Here is a 22,462-nt window from a genome sequence, read left to right as displayed (position 1 = left end):
TTATAGAGTTTTTCGTTCAAAAAAAGCATGGCCTATTCGCCATGCTTTTTTAATTAGTCACCAATAATATCTAAGATATGGTTTTTAAGTGTATTTGAGTTTCCACCAAAAATAGCTTGAACTCCACCCTTAACTTCCATAACTCCAGCGGCTCCTAATGCTTTTAATTGTTCTTTGTCTACTTTAGCTGTATCTTTTACTTCAACACGTAAACGTGTAATACAAGCATCTAAGTTTTCGATATTTCCTTCTCCACCTAAAGCAGCTAATACTAATGGAGCTTTTTGCTTCCAAATATCTTCTCCTGCTGCAGCTGAAGATGACTGAGCTTCTACTTGACCTGTTTTTTCTTGGAAATCTTTTTTAGAGTATAATTTTACTTCTTCATTATCATCTTCACGACCAGGTGTTTTTAAATCAAACTTTTTGATTAAGAAGCTGAATACTAAATAGTATAATACGAAGTAAATCGCACCGATGATTAATACCCAATACCAATTTGTTGATACTCCCGCACCTGCAGGTAATAATCCAAATAATGTAAAGTCAATTAATCCTCCAGAGAACGTCATCCCGATGAATACATTTAACATTCCCATTAACATGAATGATAACCCAGCAAAAACAGCATGTACAACGAATAATACTGGAGCAACGAATAAGAATGTGAATTCAAGAGGTTCAGTAATACCAGTTAATAAAGATGTTAAAGCTGCGGCTCCTAATAAACCACCAACCACTTTACTTTTTTCTGGTTTTGCACATTTATACATAGCTAAAGCTGCACCCGGTAAACCAAACATCATGAATGGGAATTTCCCTGCCATGAAACGAGTTGTTCCATTTACAATCTCGTGCATTCCTTCTTTTCCTAATCCAACTAAGTCACCCATTGAACCTAATTGAACGAAGTAAGCAGTATTAGCACCTTGAACTGTCGTATGAACACCGTCAATTAATAAATTAGCTTCAACGAATGAACCATACCAGAATGGTGTATAGAATACATGGTGTAATCCAAATGGTACACACGCACGTTCAATTAATCCAAATAAGAATGTTCCGAAGTTTCCTGAGCTATTAACTAATTCAGCTAACGCTGCGATTCCACCTTGAACCACTGGCCAAGCAAATGCTAAGATAACCCCAACAATAGCCATAACTAATGATGTAATGATTGGAACGAAACGAGATCCAGCAAAGAATGAGAATACAGGATTAAATTCAATATTAAAGAATTTATTATGTAATGCTGATGTTACCATCCCTGTAATAATCCCACCGAAAACAGACATATTTAACGTGAAGATTCCAACATTAGTTGTCACATAAGTTCCATATTCACCAACATTATCTGGAGTTAAAACACCTAATTGTGTCATTCCTAAACTCAATAATGTTGAGATTACTTGGTTCATAACTAAGAATCCAAAAACTGCCGCTAATGCTGCTGTTGCTTTATCTTTTTTAGCAAGACCTGCTGCGACACCAACCGCAAATAAAATTGGTAAGTTACCAAAGACAATATCTCCAATATTTTTCATAATCGTTAACAATGCTGTAATGAAAGCAGAGTTATTAATTACATTTGCAATTGATTGATAAATTGCAGGTGCATCTTTCATTCCTGCAATTCCTAAGAATGCTCCACCAATTCCAAGTAAAATTCCTGCAATCGGTAAGGCTGCAATTGGAAGCATTAATGCTTTACCTGTACGCTGTAAGTACTTGAACATACCTAATTCCTCCTTGTATTTATTTTAGAGATGATTATTTGACTTATTATCCCTAAATAAAATTTTTCACAATCTTCACATTCAGAGTATATCGTATTTCTCACTAAAATTATACCCTTTTTCTTCAATCGGTAACCGGTTACAGGTGTTTTTTTCACATATTTTAGATTTTTTTTTAACATGTTTGTCGTTTTACAGCCTAAAAAACATGTTTGATTTAACTTTACTAGTATTCCTTCTTTTTTGAATTTTATTCCTCTTTTCTCTTTAAAACAGAAAATTATTTTTTAAAATCAAAAAAAAGTCTAAAGAACTAGTCTTTAGGCTTTCGATTTTGATTCAATTGGTGCCAAGCGACTAACGGGTGAGTATATCTCGCTTTTCTACTCATTCTTTTCCCATATTGTATGGCAGACTTCGGACAGTAATTTACACAAGCAAGGCATTGTGTACACTCACTGTTTTTCCAGATAGGTTTCTTTGAAACCGTTATACATCGAATTGGGCAAACTTTTTCACATATTTTACATGAAATACAATCGTCAGTTGCAAAAAAACGATGGGTACTTCTTGCAAAACGGTTAAACAAATTCCCTACTACGTACGTCGTTATATATGAGAATGGCCCTTTTTCAACTTGATAAATGCCAGTCGCCCGTCTGGTCAGATTTTGATTAATCTTTTCTAACTCAAGCTCTACCTTTTTTAACTTTCTTTGCACCTCATCGCGCGCATCAATGTTTCCATATCTTAAATCATTATTCGGCATGACAAGTGAGTAGGCATTAGACAAAGTCCACTTCCTTTGATGAATCATTTTTTTAAAAACGGCTAATGTTTCTCCAATATTCTCACCACATGTTGCAATCATGGTAATGGGGTGATTGTAATAATTTTCAAATTCAATTTGTTTAATAAAATCGATGACCTGTTGTGGTGGCCGCCACGCATAGATAGGGAAAACAAAAACAATGTTTTCATTTTCTTTTATCAAATAGGGTACTGTTAAATCGACTTGAATCATAGGCACTAATTCCTCTTGTTGTCTAGTTGCTATGACCTGAGCTACGGCCTGTGAATTTCCTGTTCCACTAAAATAAAAAATCATTTTCGTTACCTCCTTTCTTTAACTTCTCACCGATTCCATAAAAAATCAACATCATGATGTCGGATGACAATGATTACATAAATTTCATAAAATTTGTTCAAACTTCTAACTAGAGGTGATTTTTATGATGATACTAAAAAAACAACCTAAATCATTACTAGATGAATATCATGATTTAGAAGCTAAAATAGGTCAAACAAAAAAAATCCTTACTCATCTCAATTATCTCAAACACTCGTCACTCCCAAAAAAACAAGCATCATTTAGAGAACGAATGATAAAAGAACAATGCAACATATACGAAGCTGAGGTTTCCTATTTACTTGAACTCAAAAAATCTCTAAAAGATTAAGAAAGGTGAAAGATTGCAACCTAACTAAACGTCACTTTAAAAGAGTAGTAGCATTGACTTTAAGTTCCACTTTATTGGATGACAATGAAAACTAACGTGTAAAAATCCATGTTTGATCAGTGGATAATGTTGGATTAAACTGATATCCTCCTTGATTAAAACCTTTTAATTCCTCTGCTTTCTTTAATTGATTTTCTAAAATATAACGTACCATTTCACCTCTAGCTCTTTTTGCATACATCCCGACTACTTTATAGGTCTCTCCCTTTTGTTCCTTAAATTCAATATTAACCACTGAATATTGCGTTTCGATTTGCTTTAAATCGAGTGCTTTACTATATTCTTTAGAGGCTAAGTTAATAAGTACCTGCTCTCCTTCTACTTGATTTAAAGCTTCTAACATATATTCTGTTAACGCAGGTTTCCAAAAAGCATATAAATCTTTGCCCTCTGAATTTGCTAGCTTCGTTCCCATCTCTAAACGATAGGGATTAATGTAATCGTTAGGACGTATAATCCCATATAATCCTGATAAAATTCTTAAATGATCTTGTGCAAACAAAATTCCTTCCTTTGATAACGTCAACGAATCTAATCCTTTATAAGCCTCACCATCAAAAGCATGTAATCCTAATAGCGCTTCGCCTTGAACTTCATAAAACTGTTTGAATCTCATTTCATTAACTGCACCTAATGCCTCTGACATCTTCATCAACGCACAAAGCTCACTTCTCGTATACCCTTGCAGATGTTCAATTAATTCTTTTGTTTTTAATTCAAATGGTAACTGTTTAGATAACTCGAAGCGCTTCACGCCTTCTTCCTTAAATGTTTTGGCAGGTGATAAAATCAGTAACATCTAAAATCCTTCCTTTAACTGAATAAATTAAACATTTTTAGACAACAATCATAACACAAGTCATGTTCAATTTGTCTTAATCATCTTATCATATTTCTTTACAATCGTAGGTATTTATCGCATAATTATTTTCAAGACATGACATCTTATTGCATAAAAGGAAGTGGAGAAATGGAACCGATTATTTTAACAGAAGGGATGCAAGCACCTAATTTTACGCTTGCAGGATCAGATGGAAACCAACATACTTTAAGTGATTATCGTGGTCAAAAAGTGGTATTATATTTTTATCCTCGTGACAATACACCTGCTTGTACGAACCAAGCAAAAGCCTTTCGTGATGCCATTGAATCTTTTCATGCGCAAGACATCGTCATATTAGGTATTAGTCGCGATACCGTGGCTAGTCATGAAAAATTTGTGACTAAACATGACCTTCCCTTCATCTTATTATCAGACACGGATGAAACAGTTTGTCACCTATATGATGTCTTAAAAGAAAAAAATATGTATGGAAAAAAAGCCATTGGGATTGAACGTTCAACTTTCTTAATTGATGAAGAAGGCTTTATCACTAAGATTTATCGAAAAGTAAAAGTGGCTGGACACATTGAGGATGTTCTTGAAAACTGTACACTATAAAAAAATCAGAAACTTATGTTTCTGATTTTTTTATGACCTTTTCCATGATAAAATTTTCAAGTTCAATCCCTTGACGAATCACCACTTGTGGACGAAGAACATTAAATCCTTTCGCTTGGAAAAATGGAATAGCAGTTATTGAGGCATGCGTCTCAATCCGATGATTTTGACGTTTTACCTTCTGTTCTAATGCCTCATAGATTAAAGTTGCAACTCCTTGACGTTGGTAATTGGCATGAACATATAAACAATCTAAATATCCATCACAATCAATATTTCCAAACCCTACGATTTTTTCCTTGATCAATGCAACGACTGTATAGGAGGACAAAAAGCGTTTATTCCATTTTTGAGTCTCAACTTCTTTTGGAGCCCATACTTCTAATTGCCTTAAGGAGTAATCTTTTTGATTAATTTGATGAACGGTTTGATAGAATAATTCAGTCAAAAAAACACAATCTTCAGCGATATAGCTTCTAATTTCTATCTCTAACATTTTCTTTACCTCTTAGAGGTAAGCCTTATCAATCACAATCACACATCGATAAGTTGGATGACTCTGTCTAATTTGAGTAATCACTGCATCTTTAATTTGATCTTCCGTCAATTCTTTTGTTAACTTACTACCGTCCACGACTAAGTCAAACACAAGATTTTTATTCGGTTCATGACCAATAATTCGAAAATCATGCATCGATAAAATAGCCGGATGTGTTGCGATAATTTTATCTAGTTCCCTTTTCATTTCTTTAATTTCATCGGTTTCAATACAAACTGGATCCATATGAACCACGAGATGAAGCTTGAGGGCTTCTGAAATTTCACGTTCAGCTTGGTCAATAACATCATGGATGGTCATAATATCCTGGTCAGCTGGAATTTCAGCATGAATCGAAGCCATAATACGTCCGACTCCGTAGTTATGAATGACTAAATCATGAGCGCCTGTAATTAAATCATATGATAAAATTCGTTCATAAATATCATTGACTAGTTCCTCATCTGGAGCTTCTCCAAGTAGAGGACTAATCGTTTCTTTCACTAACGTGTAACCGGCGTATAAAATGAAACCTGCTACTAAAACCCCAGCATATCCATCAACTGGAAAGCTTGTAAAACGAGCGGCTAAAAAAGAAATTAAAACGGTACTTGAAGTGAAAACGTCTCCAAGTGCATCGACAGAGGCTGCCTTTAACGCTGACGAGTTTACCTTCTCTCCCATTACTTTATTAAAACGACTCAACCAAAGTTTAACTACTACCGAAATCGCTAATAAAATAAATGACACGATTTCAAATTGAATAACACTGGGATTTAAAATTCGTTCAACTGATGATTTAATGAATTGGACTCCAACTAACATCACCATAAAAGCTACAAGCAAAGCTGATAAATATTCTAAACGACCGTGTCCATGTGGATGTTCTTTATCAGCTGGAAGATTTGCCAGTTTAACCCCAATCATCGTGATCACGGATGAAGCGGTATCTGAGAAATTATTAAAAGCATCTGCCATCACCGCAATACTTCCCGTTAAGACACCAACAGAGAATTTAACTATAAAAAGTAAGATGTTCGCTAAAATTCCAATAATCCCTGCGATGTAAACATATTGCGTTCGTACTTCTTCTCGTTCGAGTTGATCATAATTTTTAATAAAGAGTTTAGTTAACCAATTGATAAACATAAACACAATCTCCATTCTTTTATTAAACATATTATCACTCTAATATGTTATCCTATTCATTCGCTTTTGAGAAGCATTTAAGGTAAAATAATCCTATAACATCTAAATTTAGGGAGGGTTATCATGCAAGATTTTCACTATCAAAATGGAACAAAGATTATTTTCGGTCGTGAGACTGAAGCAAGCGTGGGTCAGGAATTAAAAAAATATACAAACAAGGTGCTACTGCATTATGGAGGCGGTTCAATTAAGAAAACTGGGCTTTATGACAAAGTGATGCACTCACTTCATGAGGCTGGAATTGAAGTCTTTGAACTTGGAGGAGTTAAACCAAACCCTCGTCTTTCACTGGTTCGAAAAGGAATTAACCTTTGTCAAGAACAAGAAATTCCATTTATTTTAGCAGTTGGTGGAGGGAGTGTAATTGATTCTGCTAAAGCAATTGCAGCAGGCGTTCACTATGAAGGTGATGTTTGGGATTTATTCTGTGGCGTTGCTGTTGAACATGAGTGTTTACCACTCGCGACTATTTTAACCATTCCCGCTGCCGGTAGCGAAACAAGTAGTGGAACGGTTGTCACAAACGACGAAATTGGTTTAAAACGTAGTTTCGGTCATGAATCGTTACGCCCTGTTTTTTCAATTTTAAATCCTGAGTTAACCTTTACTCTTCCCACCTATCAAACAGCCTGTGGAATTGCTGATATGTTAGCACATGTTTTAGAACGCTATTTTACTAACGAACGTCATGTTGACATAACAGACCGCTTATGTGAAGCTACCATGAAATCAATTATTGATAATGGTTTACGTGTCATGAATGATCCCTTCAATTATGATATTCGTGCAGAACTGATGCTTGCTGGAATGATTGCCCATAATGGCAGTTTAGATATGGGCCGTATTGGCGATTGGGCAAGTCATGATATTGAACATGAATTAAGTGGCATGTATGATATTGCTCATGGAGCAGGTCTTGCTATCATCTTCCCCGCTTGGATGAAATATGTCTATCATCATGATGTTAATCGTTTTGCTCAATTCGGAAGTCGCGTCTTCAATTTAGAGATCAACTTAAATCATCCAGAAGAAACAGCTTTACTGGCAATTGAAAAACTTGAATCATTCTTTAAAGCTTTAGGACTTCCAACTTCTTTTAGCGATGCCGATCTTCCAACTGATCACATTGAAGAATTAGCTCAAAAGTTAGTTTGTGATTGTGACTCTGTTGGAAACTATGTTCCAATTAAAGAAGCAGACGCGCTCGAAATTTATCGATTAGCTCTATAAAGGTGACGTCTACTTCACAAAATTTTCGTCACCTTTTGAATTCAGTTTAAGTTTTCTTAAGTAGGAACAACGGAGTACTACTTGTATCTTAAAAAGTGTATCGATATGATACACTTTTTTTATTAAACGTTTTGAGCGCTTTGATAGGTTCTGACAAGCATTCTTAAAAAATTATAACAAACAAAGGCTATGACTGCTGTTGCTAAAAATAATTCGATTCCAGAAAGTTGTTTAATCAAAACTCCTAATCCTTCTAGTTCGTGGTTTATTAAATGGTTAGAAAAGCTAGTCGAAGCAACAGTTCCGATTGCTAATGGGAAGGTTAATCCTGCAAAGCCTGGATGGAAAGAAAATCTAAAAAATTTGGGAATGTTATAGAGAATAAAAATGAATGAACTAAAAATAACGGCATAAAGCCCATATAAAATAAGTGGATTAGGCTCTGCAAAAACATTTAAGAAACTCACTATTACTAAACTTCCTGGGGCAATCAAAATCGCCGTTGTATGATAAAGTTGTTCTGCAATGGGACGTTTTAACAAACGAAGAATCATGAACGGCATAATGATAATAAACATCACTAATCCATACCAACAGATCACTTCTTGTAAAACTTGATTTCCCATTGCACTCCCAACGACGGTTGATACAAGTAACCCATCATAAGTCACAAACCAAGTTGGCGTAAAGGAATCCTTATTCACTCCTTTCACTACATGCTCATAAGTAAAAACAACCGTATGAATTAAATGAAGCAATATTCCGATATACCAAAAAGCCTTTCCTATTGTTTCCTCATAATTGACCAGATAACTTCCTATAATCATCGTCAACATGGAAAAAGTTCCATACAGACTAGCTGGAACAGCCTGCTTATACTCAGATTTAAAAATTCGAAAGTGAACTGTTATTTTAAGTAATGCTGCTAACCGGACCAAAATAGCCACCATCATAGCAAGATGCTTTAAGATTGGAAAACCAAGTAATAAATAGATATTCGATAGCGTGACCAGCCCAACTGAAGTGGCTAGTACTCCAACAGGTAGACGACCTATTTTTTCTAATAATCTCATACTCTAGCACTCCATTTCTTTTTTAAAATTACTATTTCTATTTGCTATCTTTAGTTTATCCAAAGTTATTCAAAGCATAATTAATTTACGCATAAAAAAACCAACACTGATTCAAATCAATGTTGGTTTTATCAATAAGGGGTAAATTACATTTTAAAAGGGCTATCAATTAATCATTATTTTTGATAAGACTTCACAAAAAGTCTTACAAAGTTATAGAAAACAAAAGCAATAATTGCCGTTGTCATATAGATTTGAATGCCTGAAACTTCTTTAATAAATGCTCCAAGTGTTTCCATTCCCTGTGCCATTAAGAAGTTTGACATTTTCATTGACGCCACCACTCCAATTGCTAGTGGGAATGTTAATCCTGCAAAGCCTGGGTGGAATGCAGGTTTAAAAAATTTAGGGATACTGATTAAAATAAAAATTAACGTTGCAAAGACTGCTGCGTATAAACAATAAACCACGACAGCATTAGGGTTTGGGATGACGTTTAAATAACTAACTAAACATAAACTACTTGGTGCTAATAAAATAGCACTTGTATGATATAAAGCATCCGGGATTGGTCGTTTAATCATACGGATAATCATAAATGGGATAATAATGATAAAGACTGTAATTCCATAAAAGACAATACATTTTGATAACATTGGCTCGTTCATAGCCGTTCCAACAACGGTTGAAACTAGTAATCCGTTATAAGTTACAAACCAACTTGGAATAAAGGTCTCTTTTTTCACACCTTTAATCACATTTCGATATGTAAAAATTAAGATATGCAGAATATGAAGACAAACACCTGTTAACCAAATGGCTTTTCCAATTGTCTGTTGATAGCTAAAGATATAACTCCCTAGGATCATCGTTAACATGGTAAAAGTGGCATATAAACTAGCTGGAACGACATTTTGATACTCTTGTTTAAATGTTTTAAAATGAACCGTGATTTTAATGAACGCAGCAATCCAAATCACTGCTGCAATCATCATACTCACATGACGAATGCCTGTGTATCCAAGCGTCAAATAGACGTTAGAAAGCGTCGCCATCCCAACACAGGTTGCAATCACTCCAACCGGAAGATTTGCAATCTTACTAATCAAATTTTTCATACGTTGAAACTCCTCTTTCGTTTTTAACTACCGATACAAAATACTCTCTACTTTTCTTGATACGTATATTCACAGTTATCTGTTAAATGGAAGAAATCAGAATAATCAATATTGAAGATAGATTTTTCCACTTTTGAGATGTTTATCTTTTCTTTAATCAATTGTGTTAAGACACCCGAATAAGATAAATCTCCTTGGATAATCGCCCCATAGATTACTCCATCTTTATGGATAATTTTTTTATAATTTAAAGCTTCGTCACAGTCTACTTCAACCGTGTAAGTTTCATCTGCTGGTTCTGGTGTTCCAAGTGACATCGTTGGAATATGTAAAAAATTCATGGTTGATTTACTTGCAAAGAAATCTGTTAACTCACGTGTTTTTCCACACATATTACTTACTGCAATAATTCCTTCTTTAACAGCTGCTGGCCAAATTGGATTTCGTCCTGAAATATCTCCCGCACCAAATACTGATTCATCATTGGTTTGACCATATTCGTTAAAAATAAGTCCAAATCGATCGCATTCAATTCCACTACCTTCTAAGAAGGCAACATTTGAACGAACACCCGTTGCCACAATCAAGAAATCACAAGGAATCGTTAATCCATTTGATAAGACTAATTCTTTGACTGCTCCTTCATCATCTAAGATGACTTCTTGCACCGCAGTATCATAATATTGAGTCACCCCTTCGTTTGTAAAAGCATCTTGATATCGTTTAGCAGCCTTTTTATCTAACTGAATTGAGAGCATATGTCCTTTAAACTCAACTAATGTTAAATTTTTTCCATAGTGTAGCAGACCTGTTAAGGCATCAATCCCAACAAGCCCTGCCCCCATTACCACGATATTTGTTGCTAATTTCGCTTTTTCTTTGATTTCAATCGCATCATCTAAGTTACGAAGGCCATAAACATTTTTAGCTTCTTTTAAATTTTTCACTGGAGGGAAGAAGGTTGAAGCACCTGTTGCTAGTAAAACTTTATCATAAGAAACAACATCACCATTAGATAAGGTCAACTCTTTTTTATCCTTATCTAATGCTTCAACACTTACTCCTTTAATCCAGTTAATCTTATTTCTTTCAATAAATCCATCTTCTACGAATTCAAGTTTTTTGATATCTCGGATTCCCTCTAAATAATGATGTAGAATACAACGTGAATAGATGTACTCATCTTTTGAAATTAAGGTGATGTTAGCGTCTGGTTCCATTTGGCGTAAATACTTTGCACCATTCACACCTGCGGCTGAGGCACCGACAATGACATAGTTCATGTTATTTTACCTCCTCAAGTGTGATAGCTTCCATTGGACAATTTGCGACACATTGAGGTGTTTTACATTCTGTCGAAGTACACATATCACATTTCATAATATATTTTTGTTCAAAACGGTCCGCTCTTAAGACACCGTAAGGGCATGCCATAATACACATATAGCAACTTGCACAACGTGTTTTATCATATTGAACATATCCTGTTTCTTGATTTTTACTCATGGCACCTGTCATACACGTATAAACACATTCTGGTAAATCACAATGACGACAGAAAATAGGACTATTTTTTCCTTTACTATCAATCACGACACGGTTTCTTGAATCTTCACTATCATGAGACACAATACATGCTGTGACACATGTTAAACAACTAATACACTTGCTGCGATCAATCTTAATGCGTTCCATGTTTATGCCCCCTTCACTTTTTTGATTTGAACTGGTGTACTCTTATAAGATGGTTCTTTTGAATAACTATCATATAATGATGGTGTTAAGGCATTCGTTTCAATATAGTGAATCGGTGCAAATAACTCATCATAAGCAACTGTATCTGAAATCATGGCCATAAATTGTTTACTTACACCATTGATTGAAGACACTTCAATGATTTCTTGATTTTCAATTCCTAATTCTTTAGCAAGTTTTTCATTAATATGAATGTAGGCTTGATGTGACACGGCATCATTAACGTAAGGAATTTCACGTGTTCTTGATTGAGTATGCCATTGTCCAACCGTTCCACGACCTGTATTTAGGATATAAGGGAAATCCTCACTCAGTTTTAATGGGTTATCCATTGGATTTTCAAACATAAATTTTGCTTTTTTACTTGGTGTATAGAATTGACCATCTTCATATAAACGACGTTGATCTTCTGTTAAAACATCGCCTTCTTTAAATGGCCATTGAATTCCTTTAGAATCTACTAATCCATCATAGTCCACACCTGTAATATCACATGGCATTCCTTTTGAACATTTTTTCATTAAGTTAAACACATCACGAGGGGTTTGCCACGCATCTAGTAATGACCCCATTCCAAGTGCTTTTCCAACATTTAAAATCACATTGAAATCATTCATTTCGTTCTCTTCCATTTGTAACGCAGGACGAACGGCTGATAAACGACGTTCTGTATTAATAATCGTTCCTTCTTTTTTAAGACCTGAAACAACTGGGAAGAACACATCACAATTTTCTGAGCTTTCTGTATCATCATAAATATCTTGAACGATAAAGAGTTCTAATTTCTCCATAGCTTCTTTAAAGGTTTCATTATTAATCCATGAATGACGAGGATTTGTACATAAAATCCAAAGAGCTTTAATTTCTCCTGCATTGATTTTCTCAATGATTGCATTATAAGGAAGCGTTGGTTTAGTTGGAAGTAAAGACTCCTCTATTCCTAGTGCATTCGCAACAGCTGCACGTCTCACTGAATTATCGTAATCTCCACCCCCATATAATCCGGCTGTATTACTAAAAAGTCGAGATCCCATTGCATTACTTTGTCCGGTAATCGAGTTAGCTCCTGTTCCTGGACGTCCAATGTTTCCAGTCATTAGAGCAATATTAATAATGGCCTGAGCATTACGAACGGCTTCATAGCCTTGGTTAATTCCCATTGTCCACCAAAGTGAAACATTTTTTCCTTCATGAATCATCGTTGCTAATTCAAGAACTTGTTGTGCCGTGATATGTGTTTTTTCTTCAACTTGATCTAATGTATAGTCTTTGACAAATTCTTTAAAAGCTTCAAAGTTTTCAGTATGAGCTTCGATATAAGCTTCATCAATCCATCCTTTTTCAATTAACGTATTTGCTAACGTATACATTAACGTTAAATCTGACTTCGCTTTTAAACGATAGAAATAATCGGCACGTTTAGCTGTCTCAGAATTACGTGGATCAATGACAATCACTTTTTTACCTGGAATTTTATTAGCTTTGATTCGTCCCCAAATAATTGGATGTGCCACCACAGGGTTGGCCCCAATTAAAATAATCGTATCCGATAATTCAAAATCATTTAACGTATACGGTGGGGCATCGAATCCAAAGCTTTGTTTATGTGCAACAACACTTGTCGCCATACATAAACGTGTATTTCCATCTACATTAGCCCCCATGAAGTTACGCATGACATGTCCATATAACGCCATTTCTTCAAGAGTTAATTGTCCGGTACTAATTCCGGCTACACTTTCGCGACCATATTTTTCGCTAATTTCTGTTAATTTAGAGGCCGTATATTGAAACGCTTCATCCCAAGAAACATGTTTAAAACTTCCATCTTCCTGTTTTAAACGAGGTAATGGATTAGGTTTAATGATAGAATGTTGTTTATCTAAATTAAGACCTTTTATACATGAAAATCCATTATTGACAGGATACCCTTTTGTTGGAATGACTTTTTTTATTGTTTCATCTTCAACCATAAAATCGATATTACATGCTAAAGAACAATAGTTACAAGTTGATTGTACTTTTTTCATAAATAACTCCTTTTATTAAGACGGGATTTTTTCTTCCTTATTGTATCCAAAACTTTCAAATTCATGAATAATCCCTGACATTTCAATCTCACATCATCAACGGTATCATCTGATGGATTATACGTATCGAACACCATTCCAATACACATTATCTTTAACAATGATTTCATCATTTAGCTCGATTCCGTCAAGTGCCCATTTTTTGAACTCCATAAATCCTGTTCGGTCCACAATATAGCCGATATGTTCTTTTCCACCTGGTGCTTCTTTATCGATATATTCTGTTACATATTTATACGTATTTGTAATGACTTTTACAATTGTATCTTCATCTGCCCAAATCATAAAGTCTTCCGCTAAACGTGGATTTTTCTTACCTGTACGTCCCATAATCACTAAACGATAATATTTTTTCTGACTACGCGTCCAGGCAGCTGTTGGACATTGAATCACACATTCTCCACATCCGATACATTTAGATCCATCACGTAACACTTTAAAGTTCTCAGCACTTAAAGCTCCCGTTGCCTTTTTCTTACAAGCCCTTACGCAAGCTCCACAAGAAATACAACGATCTTTATCATATTGCGGCATTGTCATCCCAATAATTCCAAAGTCTTGCATACGTGCTTTTATACAGTCATTTGGACATCCCGTTAATGCAATTTTAAAGTGTAAATCATTTGGGAAAATTTCTTTTTCAATACGTTTGGCAAACTTCGTTGTATTATAGTTTGCAAAAGGACAAACGTTATTTCCAATACAAGCTGAAACGTTACGTGTTCCCGCTGCTGAGTATCCTGTTCCTTCCACTTCTTGATTGATCTCAAGTTCATCAATAATCGGTTGAAGTAATTCATTAACTTTCGGAATATCTTCAAATTTAATGCCTGGAATTTCAAAACCTTGACGGATTGTAATATGCACTGATCCATTTCCATAAGTATTAGCAATATCATAAATTTTTAATAATAAATCAGCTTTTAAATAACCTCCCGGTACACGCACCCTAGATGCTGTAACCCCTCGATGCTTAGTAACACGGAAAGCATTTTTTTTAAGTGACTTTGTATTCATATCCATGTGACTAACCTCCCTAATCGATTAAATCTTTTCCTTTAGTGTAATTGAAAACGGGTCCATCTAAGCAGATATACGTATCATCAATTTTACAGTGACCACATTTCCCAATTCCACAACACATTTTACGTTCTTGCGAAATCCAAATTTGCTCCTGTGCAATGCCACGTTTTAAAAATTCTTGAACCGTAAAATGCATCATCATAGGAGGTCCAACCACAATCACTTGAACTTCATTTAAATTCTCAATGTTCAACTCTGGAATGTACTTGGTTACTAACCCAACATTTCCAGTATACCCTTCTGGTGCCTGATCCACGGTTAAAATCACATTGGCTGATGTTTCCCATCGTGCTAAATCTGACTTAAATAATACATCTTCAGGTGACTTAAATCCTGTGATTAATGTAAATCCTTTCGTTTGATCTGAATGCGTCGCAAAATAATCCACTACACCACGCACCGGCGATAATCCTGTTCCACCTGCTACGACAATTAATTCTTTATCTTTATATAGCTCCACATCAAATCCATTTCCATAAGGACCACGTAAGAATAACTTGTCACCAACATATGTATTGAAGATTTCGTTTGTCACACGCCCCACTTTACGAATGGTTAAATCTACAAAATCTTCTCCGATTCCACTTACTGAGATGGGAGCCTCTCCATACTTTGGAATCGATACTTCAAAGAATTGTCCTGGTTTCACATCTCCCGTGAATGACATTCGGAATGTATACTCAATTTCAGTATGTTGAATGACTTCTTTTATTTCTGATAAAAATGGGATGTATTCATTGATTTCCATATTACTCCACCTCATCCATCGCTTTTTCTAATTTATTGATACAATTTGAAAACGAGATATACTCTGGACAAATATCATCACAACGTCCACAACCCACGCACATATGATATCCAAATCGCTTTTTATAGTCATAAATTTTGTGCATGACTTTAAAACGCATTTTTTGTCCATTTGTTTGTCTAAATGAATGTCCCCCAGCCATATCCGTAAAGCCATGAACTTGACAAGAAGCCCAAACACGACGACGTTCTCCACATTTTTGATTGTCTTTGTAAAAAATATCTTGCATTGTATAGCAAGTACACGTTGGACAAACAAAATTACAACGTCCACAACCGATACAACGAGCACTATACTCTTCCCAAACAGGTGAGTAGACAACTCGAAGATCTAATTTTTCTGGGATCTTAACACGAGTCGGATTACTAGTCACAAATTGTGGTTTAATTTCAGTTGAATTATGGTCTAATTCCACTAAAAGCTTTCTTAATTCTTCATCCTTTACATCGAATGAAACGACGTCTCCTTCAACATGAATATATGAGTCATACTGATCAAAGCGATTGGTTTCCATATCCACACAGAAGCAACTTTCAAAACTTTGTGCACATCCCATAACAACGAACTTTGTTTTTTCACGGAACTTTTTATAATAAATATCCTCGAATCCACCATTATTTAAATAGATTTCATCTAAACGACGAACGGCATGCATATCACAGCTTCTTAAGAAAATTAATATTTTCTCTTCATTCATCTTTGCTTCTTTTACCTCATCCTCTGTAAAGAAGAATAACGTTTGTGTGATTGGTAGAATCACTTCTTTATATGAAAAACTTGATTTAACATCAAAAATAATCTCTTCAATTGATTGAATCTCTCCATAGCGAACACGATCAGTATCTGAAAATGTCCCTTGCCCCTTAAAATTTTTAGGAGCATAAATACGATACTCTTTGTTAAGTGTGGCTAAGACTGTATTAAAATCTGATTTATTCATCTTTAATCCCATCATAAAACCTCATTTCTTAGGAAATAAAAAAACTCGTTGCTTAGTTTTCACTAGAACGAGGTTATTGTATACTATTTCACAACTAAATTCCGTGATAAAAATCACACATTGGGTGATTTTTATCACAAATAAGTGTTTTTTTTGACTTTTATTTAGTTTTGTGGTAATCACCTAATGCTTTAAGGTCCGATATATATATTTTCTTATGTTCATATCTAACTAACCCAGCATCAATTAATTTTTTCAACGCTCTTGAGACGGTTTCTCGTTGTGCACCCACCAATTGTGATAAATAAACAACACTTAACGGAATATCAATCACATATCCATCTGATGTTGGAATTCCATAGTCATGACAAAGGCGATAAAGTTTAGCTGCTATTTTTTTTCCATTGCAATATTAGTTGGAGCATTTTTTAATTGTCGATATGTTCGTCGAAGTTTAGATGAATACTGACCCAACACAGCTTTTGTTAACTCAAAATCTGTTTGCATTAATTTAATAAACATCGCCTTTTCATACGCTAACATACAACATTCTTCAAAACATTCACAATTAACGGCACTGGGAAGATTTTGAACTAAATCATCATTCAAAATATGACCCTGGTCTAGAATAAAAATAATTCGCTTTTCACCGTTCTCACTTAATTTATAAACAGAAACCTTTCCACTTAACACAATATAAACTAATTCTGTCACCTCACGGTCCCGAATGACGTACTCTCCTTTTGAAAAATGACAGACTCGTACCTCTTCTTTTAACTTTTGAATGGTATTTTTTGATACAGTTGAAAATAAGGCCATTTTGTTGAAAACCGACTCATGAATTTTTTGCATATCCATTCTTCGCTCCTATCTTTGCGTCTCAACTCACTCTTTTCTATTTATTTTCTACCCACTGTTACTCACTATCATACAATTAAACCAAAAAAATTAAAACTATCATTTTTTTCAACCATCATCCGTCTATTTGTCATACCTAATTAAAATCCTAAACTATTCACTTAAAATTTAGGTTAAAATAAAAAACCTCTTATCCAGATTGATAAGAGGTTTTTTATTGATTTGATAACTTTCCCATTCGATATAAAAACCAAATCACAAATAGAATAATGACCAAGAGACTTGCAAACGAACTTCCTGTATAACCATTTTCTGTAATTCCTGTATCTGTTGTCGAACAAGATTGGCACGTCGTATCCGTCGTTGTCACACTCATATTTCGCTGCAAATTAACCATTTCATTCCCTCCCTCTATACCCTATTCTTTTTCATGATTCGCGTATAGGAAAAGCACCTAAAACTAGGTGCTTTTTCTGATTATAAGATGATGATTAGAGCTAAATAAGCAAAGAATGATAACGTCGCGATAATATGCCAACGTCTCATATTTTTAGCTTTTGTCATGAGATAACCTGTGATTCCAATGAACAACATAACTGCTGAAAATCCTAAATACTTCATGAAACTTGGTGTTCCAAATTTCATGATGGTCTCCCCAAGCATTCCTAAAATAGCTAATGATCCTAATACAATATGAGTATTTCGTAAAAACTTTGATTTTTTATTCATCATTCTAGGAATGTAATAGATTAATAATGCTCCAAAAAAACACGTATGTGATAACATTTGTTCAACTCCTTAATTTTTAATAGTCTCAATTTTAACGAAGAAGTAGTAAAACTTACAAAGAATTAAAAGGATTAAAAATAAACGCATATGTAAACTATCAATTAAAATAAATGGAAACATTAACATAAAATCGGCAAATAATAAAATCATCCATTTTTGTTTTAATGTCATTTTTTTACTTTCAACAAACGTTTCTAAATGCTTTTGATATAACTTTGTTCCTTTAAACCATCGATCAAAGCGATCCGAACCTTTTACAAAACAAACTGATGCTAAAAGTAAAAAGGGCGTCGTGGGTAAAACTGGAAGGATTACACCAATCAATCCAAGTCCCATTGAAAGTAATCCAATCGTTACTAATAAACCTTTTTTTACTTTGTTCATACTTTTTCCTCTCCTTAATAAAACCAATGTTTGATAAATTCAACTGGGCGATAAATCAACAGTCTTGGCCCTGAAAATCTCATCACTTCTTTGACTTTCATTTTCATATCTTTTTTATAGCAATGAATCGGACACTTTCGACAAGCCGTTTTTTCATCACCAAACTTACAAAAACTTAATCGTTTGTGCGCATACTCTAATAATGCTTGGCACTCTTCACAAAGGTCCTTTTGTTGTTGATGTTTTTTATGACAATAAATTTCAATCATTAACTGAATAATTTGTTTTTCTTTCTCCACTCTTCCTAACTTTTTCATAAACCCTCCTTATCAATGATAATCATTATCACTATAGTTTTAAAAAGGAAGAGGATTATTGAAATCCTCTTTAATTTTGATATAACTTTTGATTTTCTAAACGATAGACCTTCTCACAGACTGCAGTCGTTGACTTACGATGTGAAATTAAAATAACCGTTTTATCTTGTCCATAGTCTTGAATTGATTTTAAAATCGATCCTTCATTTAAAGCATCTAAGTTACTTGTTGGCTCATCTAAAATTAAGACATCACCATTATGTAAAAACGCACGAGCTAATCCTAAACGTTGCTTCTCACCAGATGAGACCATTCCACCAAGCTCCCCAACTTTTGTTTGATAACCTTTCGGTAAACTTTCAATAAATTCATGAATCGATGCCTTTTTAGCAGCTTCTATTACCTCTTCAAGACTTGCATCCTTGCAACCAATTTTAATGTTATTTTCAATCGTATCATTAAATAAATACGTCTCTTGACTAACAAGAGTTTGTTTCAATCTTAATGAGGCCGTTGGAATTGACTTAATATTCGTTCCGTCAATGAAGACATGACCTTTTTTTGTGTCAAAATAGCGCATTAATAACTTAATAAACGTACTTTTTCCAATTCCACTTTCTCCGATTAATGCTAACTTTTCACCTTTTTCAATGTGAATCGATGCTTCATCAAGTAATAAGTGATCACTATTTGGATAGGCAAATGAAACTCGATCTAGTGTCATCTCATTCATCGTCAGTGGCATTTGTCCGCTCACTTCTTCAACTTGTGGCATTTCATCTAGTAACTCGAATAAACGCTCGGCACAGGCAAACGTATGAGCTAATGTGTTCGATAAATTACTTAATGCAACAACCGGTCCAAATGAAGAAGCAATCACAACAAGCGCTACTAAAACTAATGTTAAAGTCACGGCTCCGATTGAGTAAAGGTATGCTCCAACTCCTAGGAATACAAGCATTGCAAGCGTAATAATGGTACTTGTAATTCCCGTCACGATCCCTTCGTGATCTTTAATTTTACGAATACTTTCATTTAACTCCTCAGACTTTTGATTTAATTGAGTTAAGCGTTCCTGTCCTTGATTAAATAGTAAAATCTCTTTTAATCCACGTAATGAATCTAGAATATATTGATTACTACTTCCAAACTCACGACGATAATTAACCCCAGCCTCACTTACTAATTTCGAAGAAGCGTAAGGGACCACAAATCCAACTAAAATAAAGAAGAAGGCTGCTAACACCCCATAAATCGGATGAATGAACCATAAAAGTACCGTAATCATCGAATTGGTTAAAATCGCAATTGCAATCGGCGCAATCGTATGTGCATAAAAGACTTCAAGTAATTCAATATCAGATGTAATCAGTGAAATTAAATCTCCTTTATCACGTCCTTCTAATTTTGCGGGAGCAAGTGTACGAAGTTTAGCAAAGATTTTATCACGCAATAAATATAAAATTTTAAAGGCAATATAATGTCCTGATAATTGTTCTCCATAACGAAGTAATCCACGCATCACGGCACAAACTGCCATGATGGTGATAGCTGCTTTAAATGAAACAATAGTAGCTCCTTCAACTAATGTTCCAAGTGCTACTGCTGCAAAACTAGCAATGGAGATAGCTGTTAAAAACCCTAAAACTCCAAGGGTAATTGTAATCATCATCACCCCAACTAAAGGCTTTAATTCTTTTAAGAGGCGCATCATAATCTTAAATCCAGATTGACGTTTCATCTACTCCACCTCCCTAATCATTTCTAATTGTTGTTGACTTTCAACCATGTGAGCGTAAACTCCATTTTGACTCATTAAATGATCATGTGTTCCCGATTCAACCAGTGTTCCTAATTTAAACACATGAATTGCTTTCGCACGTTTCACGCTTGCTAAACGATGTGAAATGACTAAAATTGTTTTTTGCTGTGATAACTCATAAATAGCATCCCAAATCGCTTCTTCGCTTTCAACATCAATATTTGAAGTTGCTTCATCAAAAATAATCACATCACGATTCGCTAAAATCACACGTGCTAAAGCTAAACGTTGTTTTTGTCCACCTGATAATGAACTTCCATTTTCTGAAACTTCAGTTTCTAAACCTTTTGGTAGTCCAGCAATAAACTGATCAAGTCGTGCCATTTTTAAGGCTTGATTCACTTCTTCTGATGTAGCATCACGTTTTGCCATTAGTAAATTTTCTTTAATGCTTCCTTTAAAAATATGACTATGCGCTGAAACTAATGACACATGCTCATATAAAGCTTCAGTTTTTAACTGAGTTAAATCTACTCCATTGATTAAGATACGTCCACTAGTTGGTCGTTTTTGTCCAATTAATAACGTCGCCATTGTACTTTTTCCACTTCCACTTTCCCCAACAATTGCAGTTAAACCGCCATTTGTTAAGTCAAATGAAATGTCATTTAGAACTTGGCGTTCTCCATCATAACTAAAGTTAATGTTCTCCACTTCAATCTTCACAGATGAATCCTTTTTAAAATCACAAGGGTTCTTAACTGCCACTTCTTCTGTATCCAATAAAGCAAAGATTCGATCACTTGCCGCCATTCCATTCATCGCAATATGGAAGTAAGATCCAAGTAATCGCATTGGAATAAAGAATTCAGATGATAGTAAAATAATGACAATTAATTCTCCAACATTTATGGCACCCTTTTGGAATTGATAAAGAGCGACAATCGTTCCTAGTGCTGAACCCCCAAAAGCAATTAAATCCATAATATTAATTGAATTTAGCTGCATACTTAACAATTTCATCGTAATACGACGGAACTTTTCCGCTTCTTCATTCATTTCAAGATGCTTAATGTCATCTTGTCCATAAACTTTTAAAGTCGTTAGTCCTTGTAAGTTTTCGAGGAATGTATCTCCAAGATCCGCATAGTTATTCCAATAATCTTTCATGATACGTTTAGCGACTTTCATTAAGGCAATAATTGATATTGGAATTAATGGGACACAGGCAATAAATACTAACGCGACTTTCCAAGAAATCGTTGAAATGACGACAAATAGAGTTAAAGGAGCTAATAATGAATAGAAAAATTGAGGTAAATATTTCCCAAAATAAATTTCTAGCTGTTCAACTCCTTCAATTGAAATCTGAACAATTGTTGAGGTTGGCTGTGATTTTTGATAATCCATTCCTAAGCGTAATAACTTTTCATAAATTAAAGAACGTAAGGTACTACGTGCTTTTGCTGATGATTTATACGAGAATTTTCCATAATAATGGTGAGCAATAAATTTTGCAATCAATAAGATAATAAGTAACGGAATAGCAACCGCTAATGTTAAATGTTTCGTCAAATAAAAATGACTTAATCCTTTTGATAACGTCTCCCCCGCTACCATTGCATTAATAAATAATCCCATCATAAAGATAATGGCAATGTTACATATAATCCCAATCCAACTACAAAGGAGGGTTAAAAACATATATTTTTTAGACTCTTCACAAATCGAGATGAGTCGTTTATTAATCATCATACACTTCTCTCCTATCTACTGTTGATAATGATTATCAAATTCATAATTAGATTATA

Annotated in this window: 24 protein-coding genes; 3 read left to right on the top strand and 21 right to left on the bottom strand. The window is 34.5% G+C overall.

The window, feature by feature from the left end; translation table 11 throughout:
- Positions 1-53 precede the first annotated feature (53 nt).
- Entirely contained in the window at positions 54-1,736 is a 1,683-nt protein-coding gene (locus tag HLK68_RS10975) for a PTS transporter subunit EIIC (RefSeq protein WP_055164065.1), read from the bottom strand.
- Positions 1,737-2,049: 313 nt separating this feature from the next.
- Positions 2,050-2,844, bottom strand: a complete 795-nt coding sequence (locus HLK68_RS10970) for an EFR1 family ferrodoxin (RefSeq protein ID WP_006785653.1) — start codon at positions 2,842-2,844, stop codon at positions 2,050-2,052.
- Between the two features lie 127 nt (positions 2,845-2,971).
- Between HLK68_RS10970 and HLK68_RS10965 the strand changes: the two genes are divergently transcribed.
- Positions 2,972-3,196 (top strand): hypothetical protein, encoded by a 225-nt coding sequence (locus HLK68_RS10965; protein WP_040764148.1) that lies wholly within the window; start codon positions 2,972-2,974, stop codon positions 3,194-3,196.
- A gap of 91 nt (positions 3,197-3,287) precedes the next feature.
- On the opposite strand, the gene yaaA is transcribed toward HLK68_RS10965, so the two are convergent.
- Positions 3,288-4,055 carry a peroxide stress protein YaaA gene (yaaA, locus tag HLK68_RS10960; RefSeq protein WP_006785654.1) on the bottom strand — a complete coding sequence of 256 codons (768 nt, stop codon included), beginning with the start codon at positions 4,053-4,055 and terminating at the stop codon, positions 3,288-3,290.
- Between the two features lie 171 nt (positions 4,056-4,226).
- Between yaaA and bcp the strand changes: the two genes are divergently transcribed.
- Positions 4,227-4,697, top strand: coding sequence for a thioredoxin-dependent thiol peroxidase (bcp, locus tag HLK68_RS10955; RefSeq protein WP_132942777.1), 471 nt, complete (start codon positions 4,227-4,229; stop codon positions 4,695-4,697).
- A gap of 13 nt (positions 4,698-4,710) precedes the next feature.
- Here bcp and HLK68_RS10950 read toward each other — a convergent pair whose 3' ends face one another.
- Entirely contained in the window at positions 4,711-5,193 is a 483-nt protein-coding gene (locus HLK68_RS10950; protein WP_070099651.1) for a GNAT family N-acetyltransferase, read from the bottom strand.
- A 12-nt stretch (positions 5,194-5,205) separates the two neighbouring features.
- Entirely contained in the window at positions 5,206-6,384 is a 1,179-nt protein-coding gene (locus HLK68_RS10945) for a cation diffusion facilitator family transporter (RefSeq protein WP_006783541.1), read from the bottom strand.
- Between the two features lie 123 nt (positions 6,385-6,507).
- Between HLK68_RS10945 and HLK68_RS10940 the strand changes: the two genes are divergently transcribed.
- Complete coding sequence (locus HLK68_RS10940) at positions 6,508-7,674, top strand: iron-containing alcohol dehydrogenase (RefSeq protein WP_006783540.1); 1,167 nt, start codon at positions 6,508-6,510, stop codon at positions 7,672-7,674.
- Between the two features lie 122 nt (positions 7,675-7,796).
- Here HLK68_RS10940 and HLK68_RS10935 read toward each other — a convergent pair whose 3' ends face one another.
- The 16 genes from HLK68_RS10935 to HLK68_RS10865 all read right to left on the bottom strand — a co-directional run bounded on the left by HLK68_RS10935 (position 7,797) and on the right by HLK68_RS10865 (position 22,406).
- Positions 7,797-8,747 carry a TDT family transporter gene (locus HLK68_RS10935; RefSeq protein WP_132942776.1) on the bottom strand — a complete coding sequence of 317 codons (951 nt, stop codon included), beginning with the start codon at positions 8,745-8,747 and terminating at the stop codon, positions 7,797-7,799.
- A gap of 176 nt (positions 8,748-8,923) precedes the next feature.
- Entirely contained in the window at positions 8,924-9,865 is a 942-nt protein-coding gene (locus HLK68_RS10930) for a TDT family transporter (RefSeq protein ID WP_009607598.1), read from the bottom strand.
- A 47-nt stretch (positions 9,866-9,912) separates the two neighbouring features.
- Complete coding sequence (locus HLK68_RS10925; protein WP_132942775.1) at positions 9,913-11,148, bottom strand: NAD(P)/FAD-dependent oxidoreductase; 1,236 nt, start codon at positions 11,146-11,148, stop codon at positions 9,913-9,915.
- 1 nt (position 11,149) lies between these two features.
- Positions 11,150-11,560: a 4Fe-4S dicluster domain-containing protein gene (locus HLK68_RS10920; RefSeq protein WP_006783536.1), complete on the bottom strand. Its 411-nt coding sequence runs from the start codon at positions 11,558-11,560 to the stop codon at positions 11,150-11,152.
- Between the two features lie 2 nt (positions 11,561-11,562).
- Complete coding sequence (locus HLK68_RS10915) at positions 11,563-13,650, bottom strand: molybdopterin oxidoreductase family protein (protein ID WP_132942774.1); 2,088 nt, start codon at positions 13,648-13,650, stop codon at positions 11,563-11,565.
- Between the two features lie 117 nt (positions 13,651-13,767).
- Positions 13,768-14,733, bottom strand: a complete 966-nt coding sequence (gene asrC, locus HLK68_RS10910; RefSeq protein WP_009607592.1) for a sulfite reductase subunit C — start codon at positions 14,731-14,733, stop codon at positions 13,768-13,770.
- A gap of 13 nt (positions 14,734-14,746) precedes the next feature.
- Positions 14,747-15,541 (bottom strand): anaerobic sulfite reductase subunit AsrB, encoded by a 795-nt coding sequence (gene asrB / locus HLK68_RS10905; protein WP_006783533.1) that lies wholly within the window; start codon positions 15,539-15,541, stop codon positions 14,747-14,749.
- 1 nt (position 15,542) lies between these two features.
- Positions 15,543-16,553, bottom strand: coding sequence for an anaerobic sulfite reductase subunit AsrA (gene asrA / locus HLK68_RS10900; RefSeq protein WP_055164074.1), 1,011 nt, complete (start codon positions 16,551-16,553; stop codon positions 15,543-15,545).
- A 148-nt stretch (positions 16,554-16,701) separates the two neighbouring features.
- On the bottom strand, positions 16,702-16,896 hold the full coding sequence (locus HLK68_RS14605; protein WP_238843652.1) for a Crp/Fnr family transcriptional regulator: 195 nt from the start codon (positions 16,894-16,896) through the stop codon (positions 16,702-16,704).
- 35 nt (positions 16,897-16,931) lie between these two features.
- Entirely contained in the window at positions 16,932-17,399 is a 468-nt protein-coding gene (locus HLK68_RS10895) for a Crp/Fnr family transcriptional regulator (protein ID WP_238843584.1), read from the bottom strand.
- A 214-nt stretch (positions 17,400-17,613) separates the two neighbouring features.
- The gene (locus tag HLK68_RS10890; RefSeq protein ID WP_006783530.1) at positions 17,614-17,796 is read right to left on the bottom strand and encodes a hypothetical protein; all 183 of its coding nucleotides are present in this window, start codon (positions 17,794-17,796) and stop codon (positions 17,614-17,616) included.
- Positions 17,797-17,876: 80 nt separating this feature from the next.
- Entirely contained in the window at positions 17,877-18,185 is a 309-nt protein-coding gene (locus HLK68_RS10885; RefSeq protein ID WP_006783529.1) for a hypothetical protein, read from the bottom strand.
- A gap of 12 nt (positions 18,186-18,197) precedes the next feature.
- Complete coding sequence (locus HLK68_RS10880) at positions 18,198-18,572, bottom strand: YbaN family protein (protein ID WP_132942773.1); 375 nt, start codon at positions 18,570-18,572, stop codon at positions 18,198-18,200.
- Positions 18,573-18,586: 14 nt separating this feature from the next.
- Positions 18,587-18,889 carry a nitrous oxide-stimulated promoter family protein gene (locus HLK68_RS10875; RefSeq protein ID WP_006783527.1) on the bottom strand — a complete coding sequence of 101 codons (303 nt, stop codon included), beginning with the start codon at positions 18,887-18,889 and terminating at the stop codon, positions 18,587-18,589.
- Positions 18,890-18,959: 70 nt separating this feature from the next.
- Entirely contained in the window at positions 18,960-20,630 is a 1,671-nt protein-coding gene (gene cydC, locus HLK68_RS10870; RefSeq protein ID WP_132942772.1) for a thiol reductant ABC exporter subunit CydC, read from the bottom strand.
- Positions 20,631-22,406: an ABC transporter ATP-binding protein/permease gene (locus tag HLK68_RS10865; RefSeq protein WP_132942771.1), complete on the bottom strand. Its 1,776-nt coding sequence runs from the start codon at positions 22,404-22,406 to the stop codon at positions 20,631-20,633.
- Between the last annotated feature and the right edge of the window lie 56 nt (positions 22,407-22,462).

This window comes from Turicibacter sanguinis (assembly GCF_013046825.1).
GTDB classification, from domain to species: domain Bacteria; phylum Bacillota_I; class Bacilli_A; order MOL361; family Turicibacteraceae; genus Turicibacter; species Turicibacter sanguinis.
The sequence above is the reverse complement of the archived record's forward strand: the minus strand, read 5'-3'. Positions and strand labels throughout refer to the sequence as shown.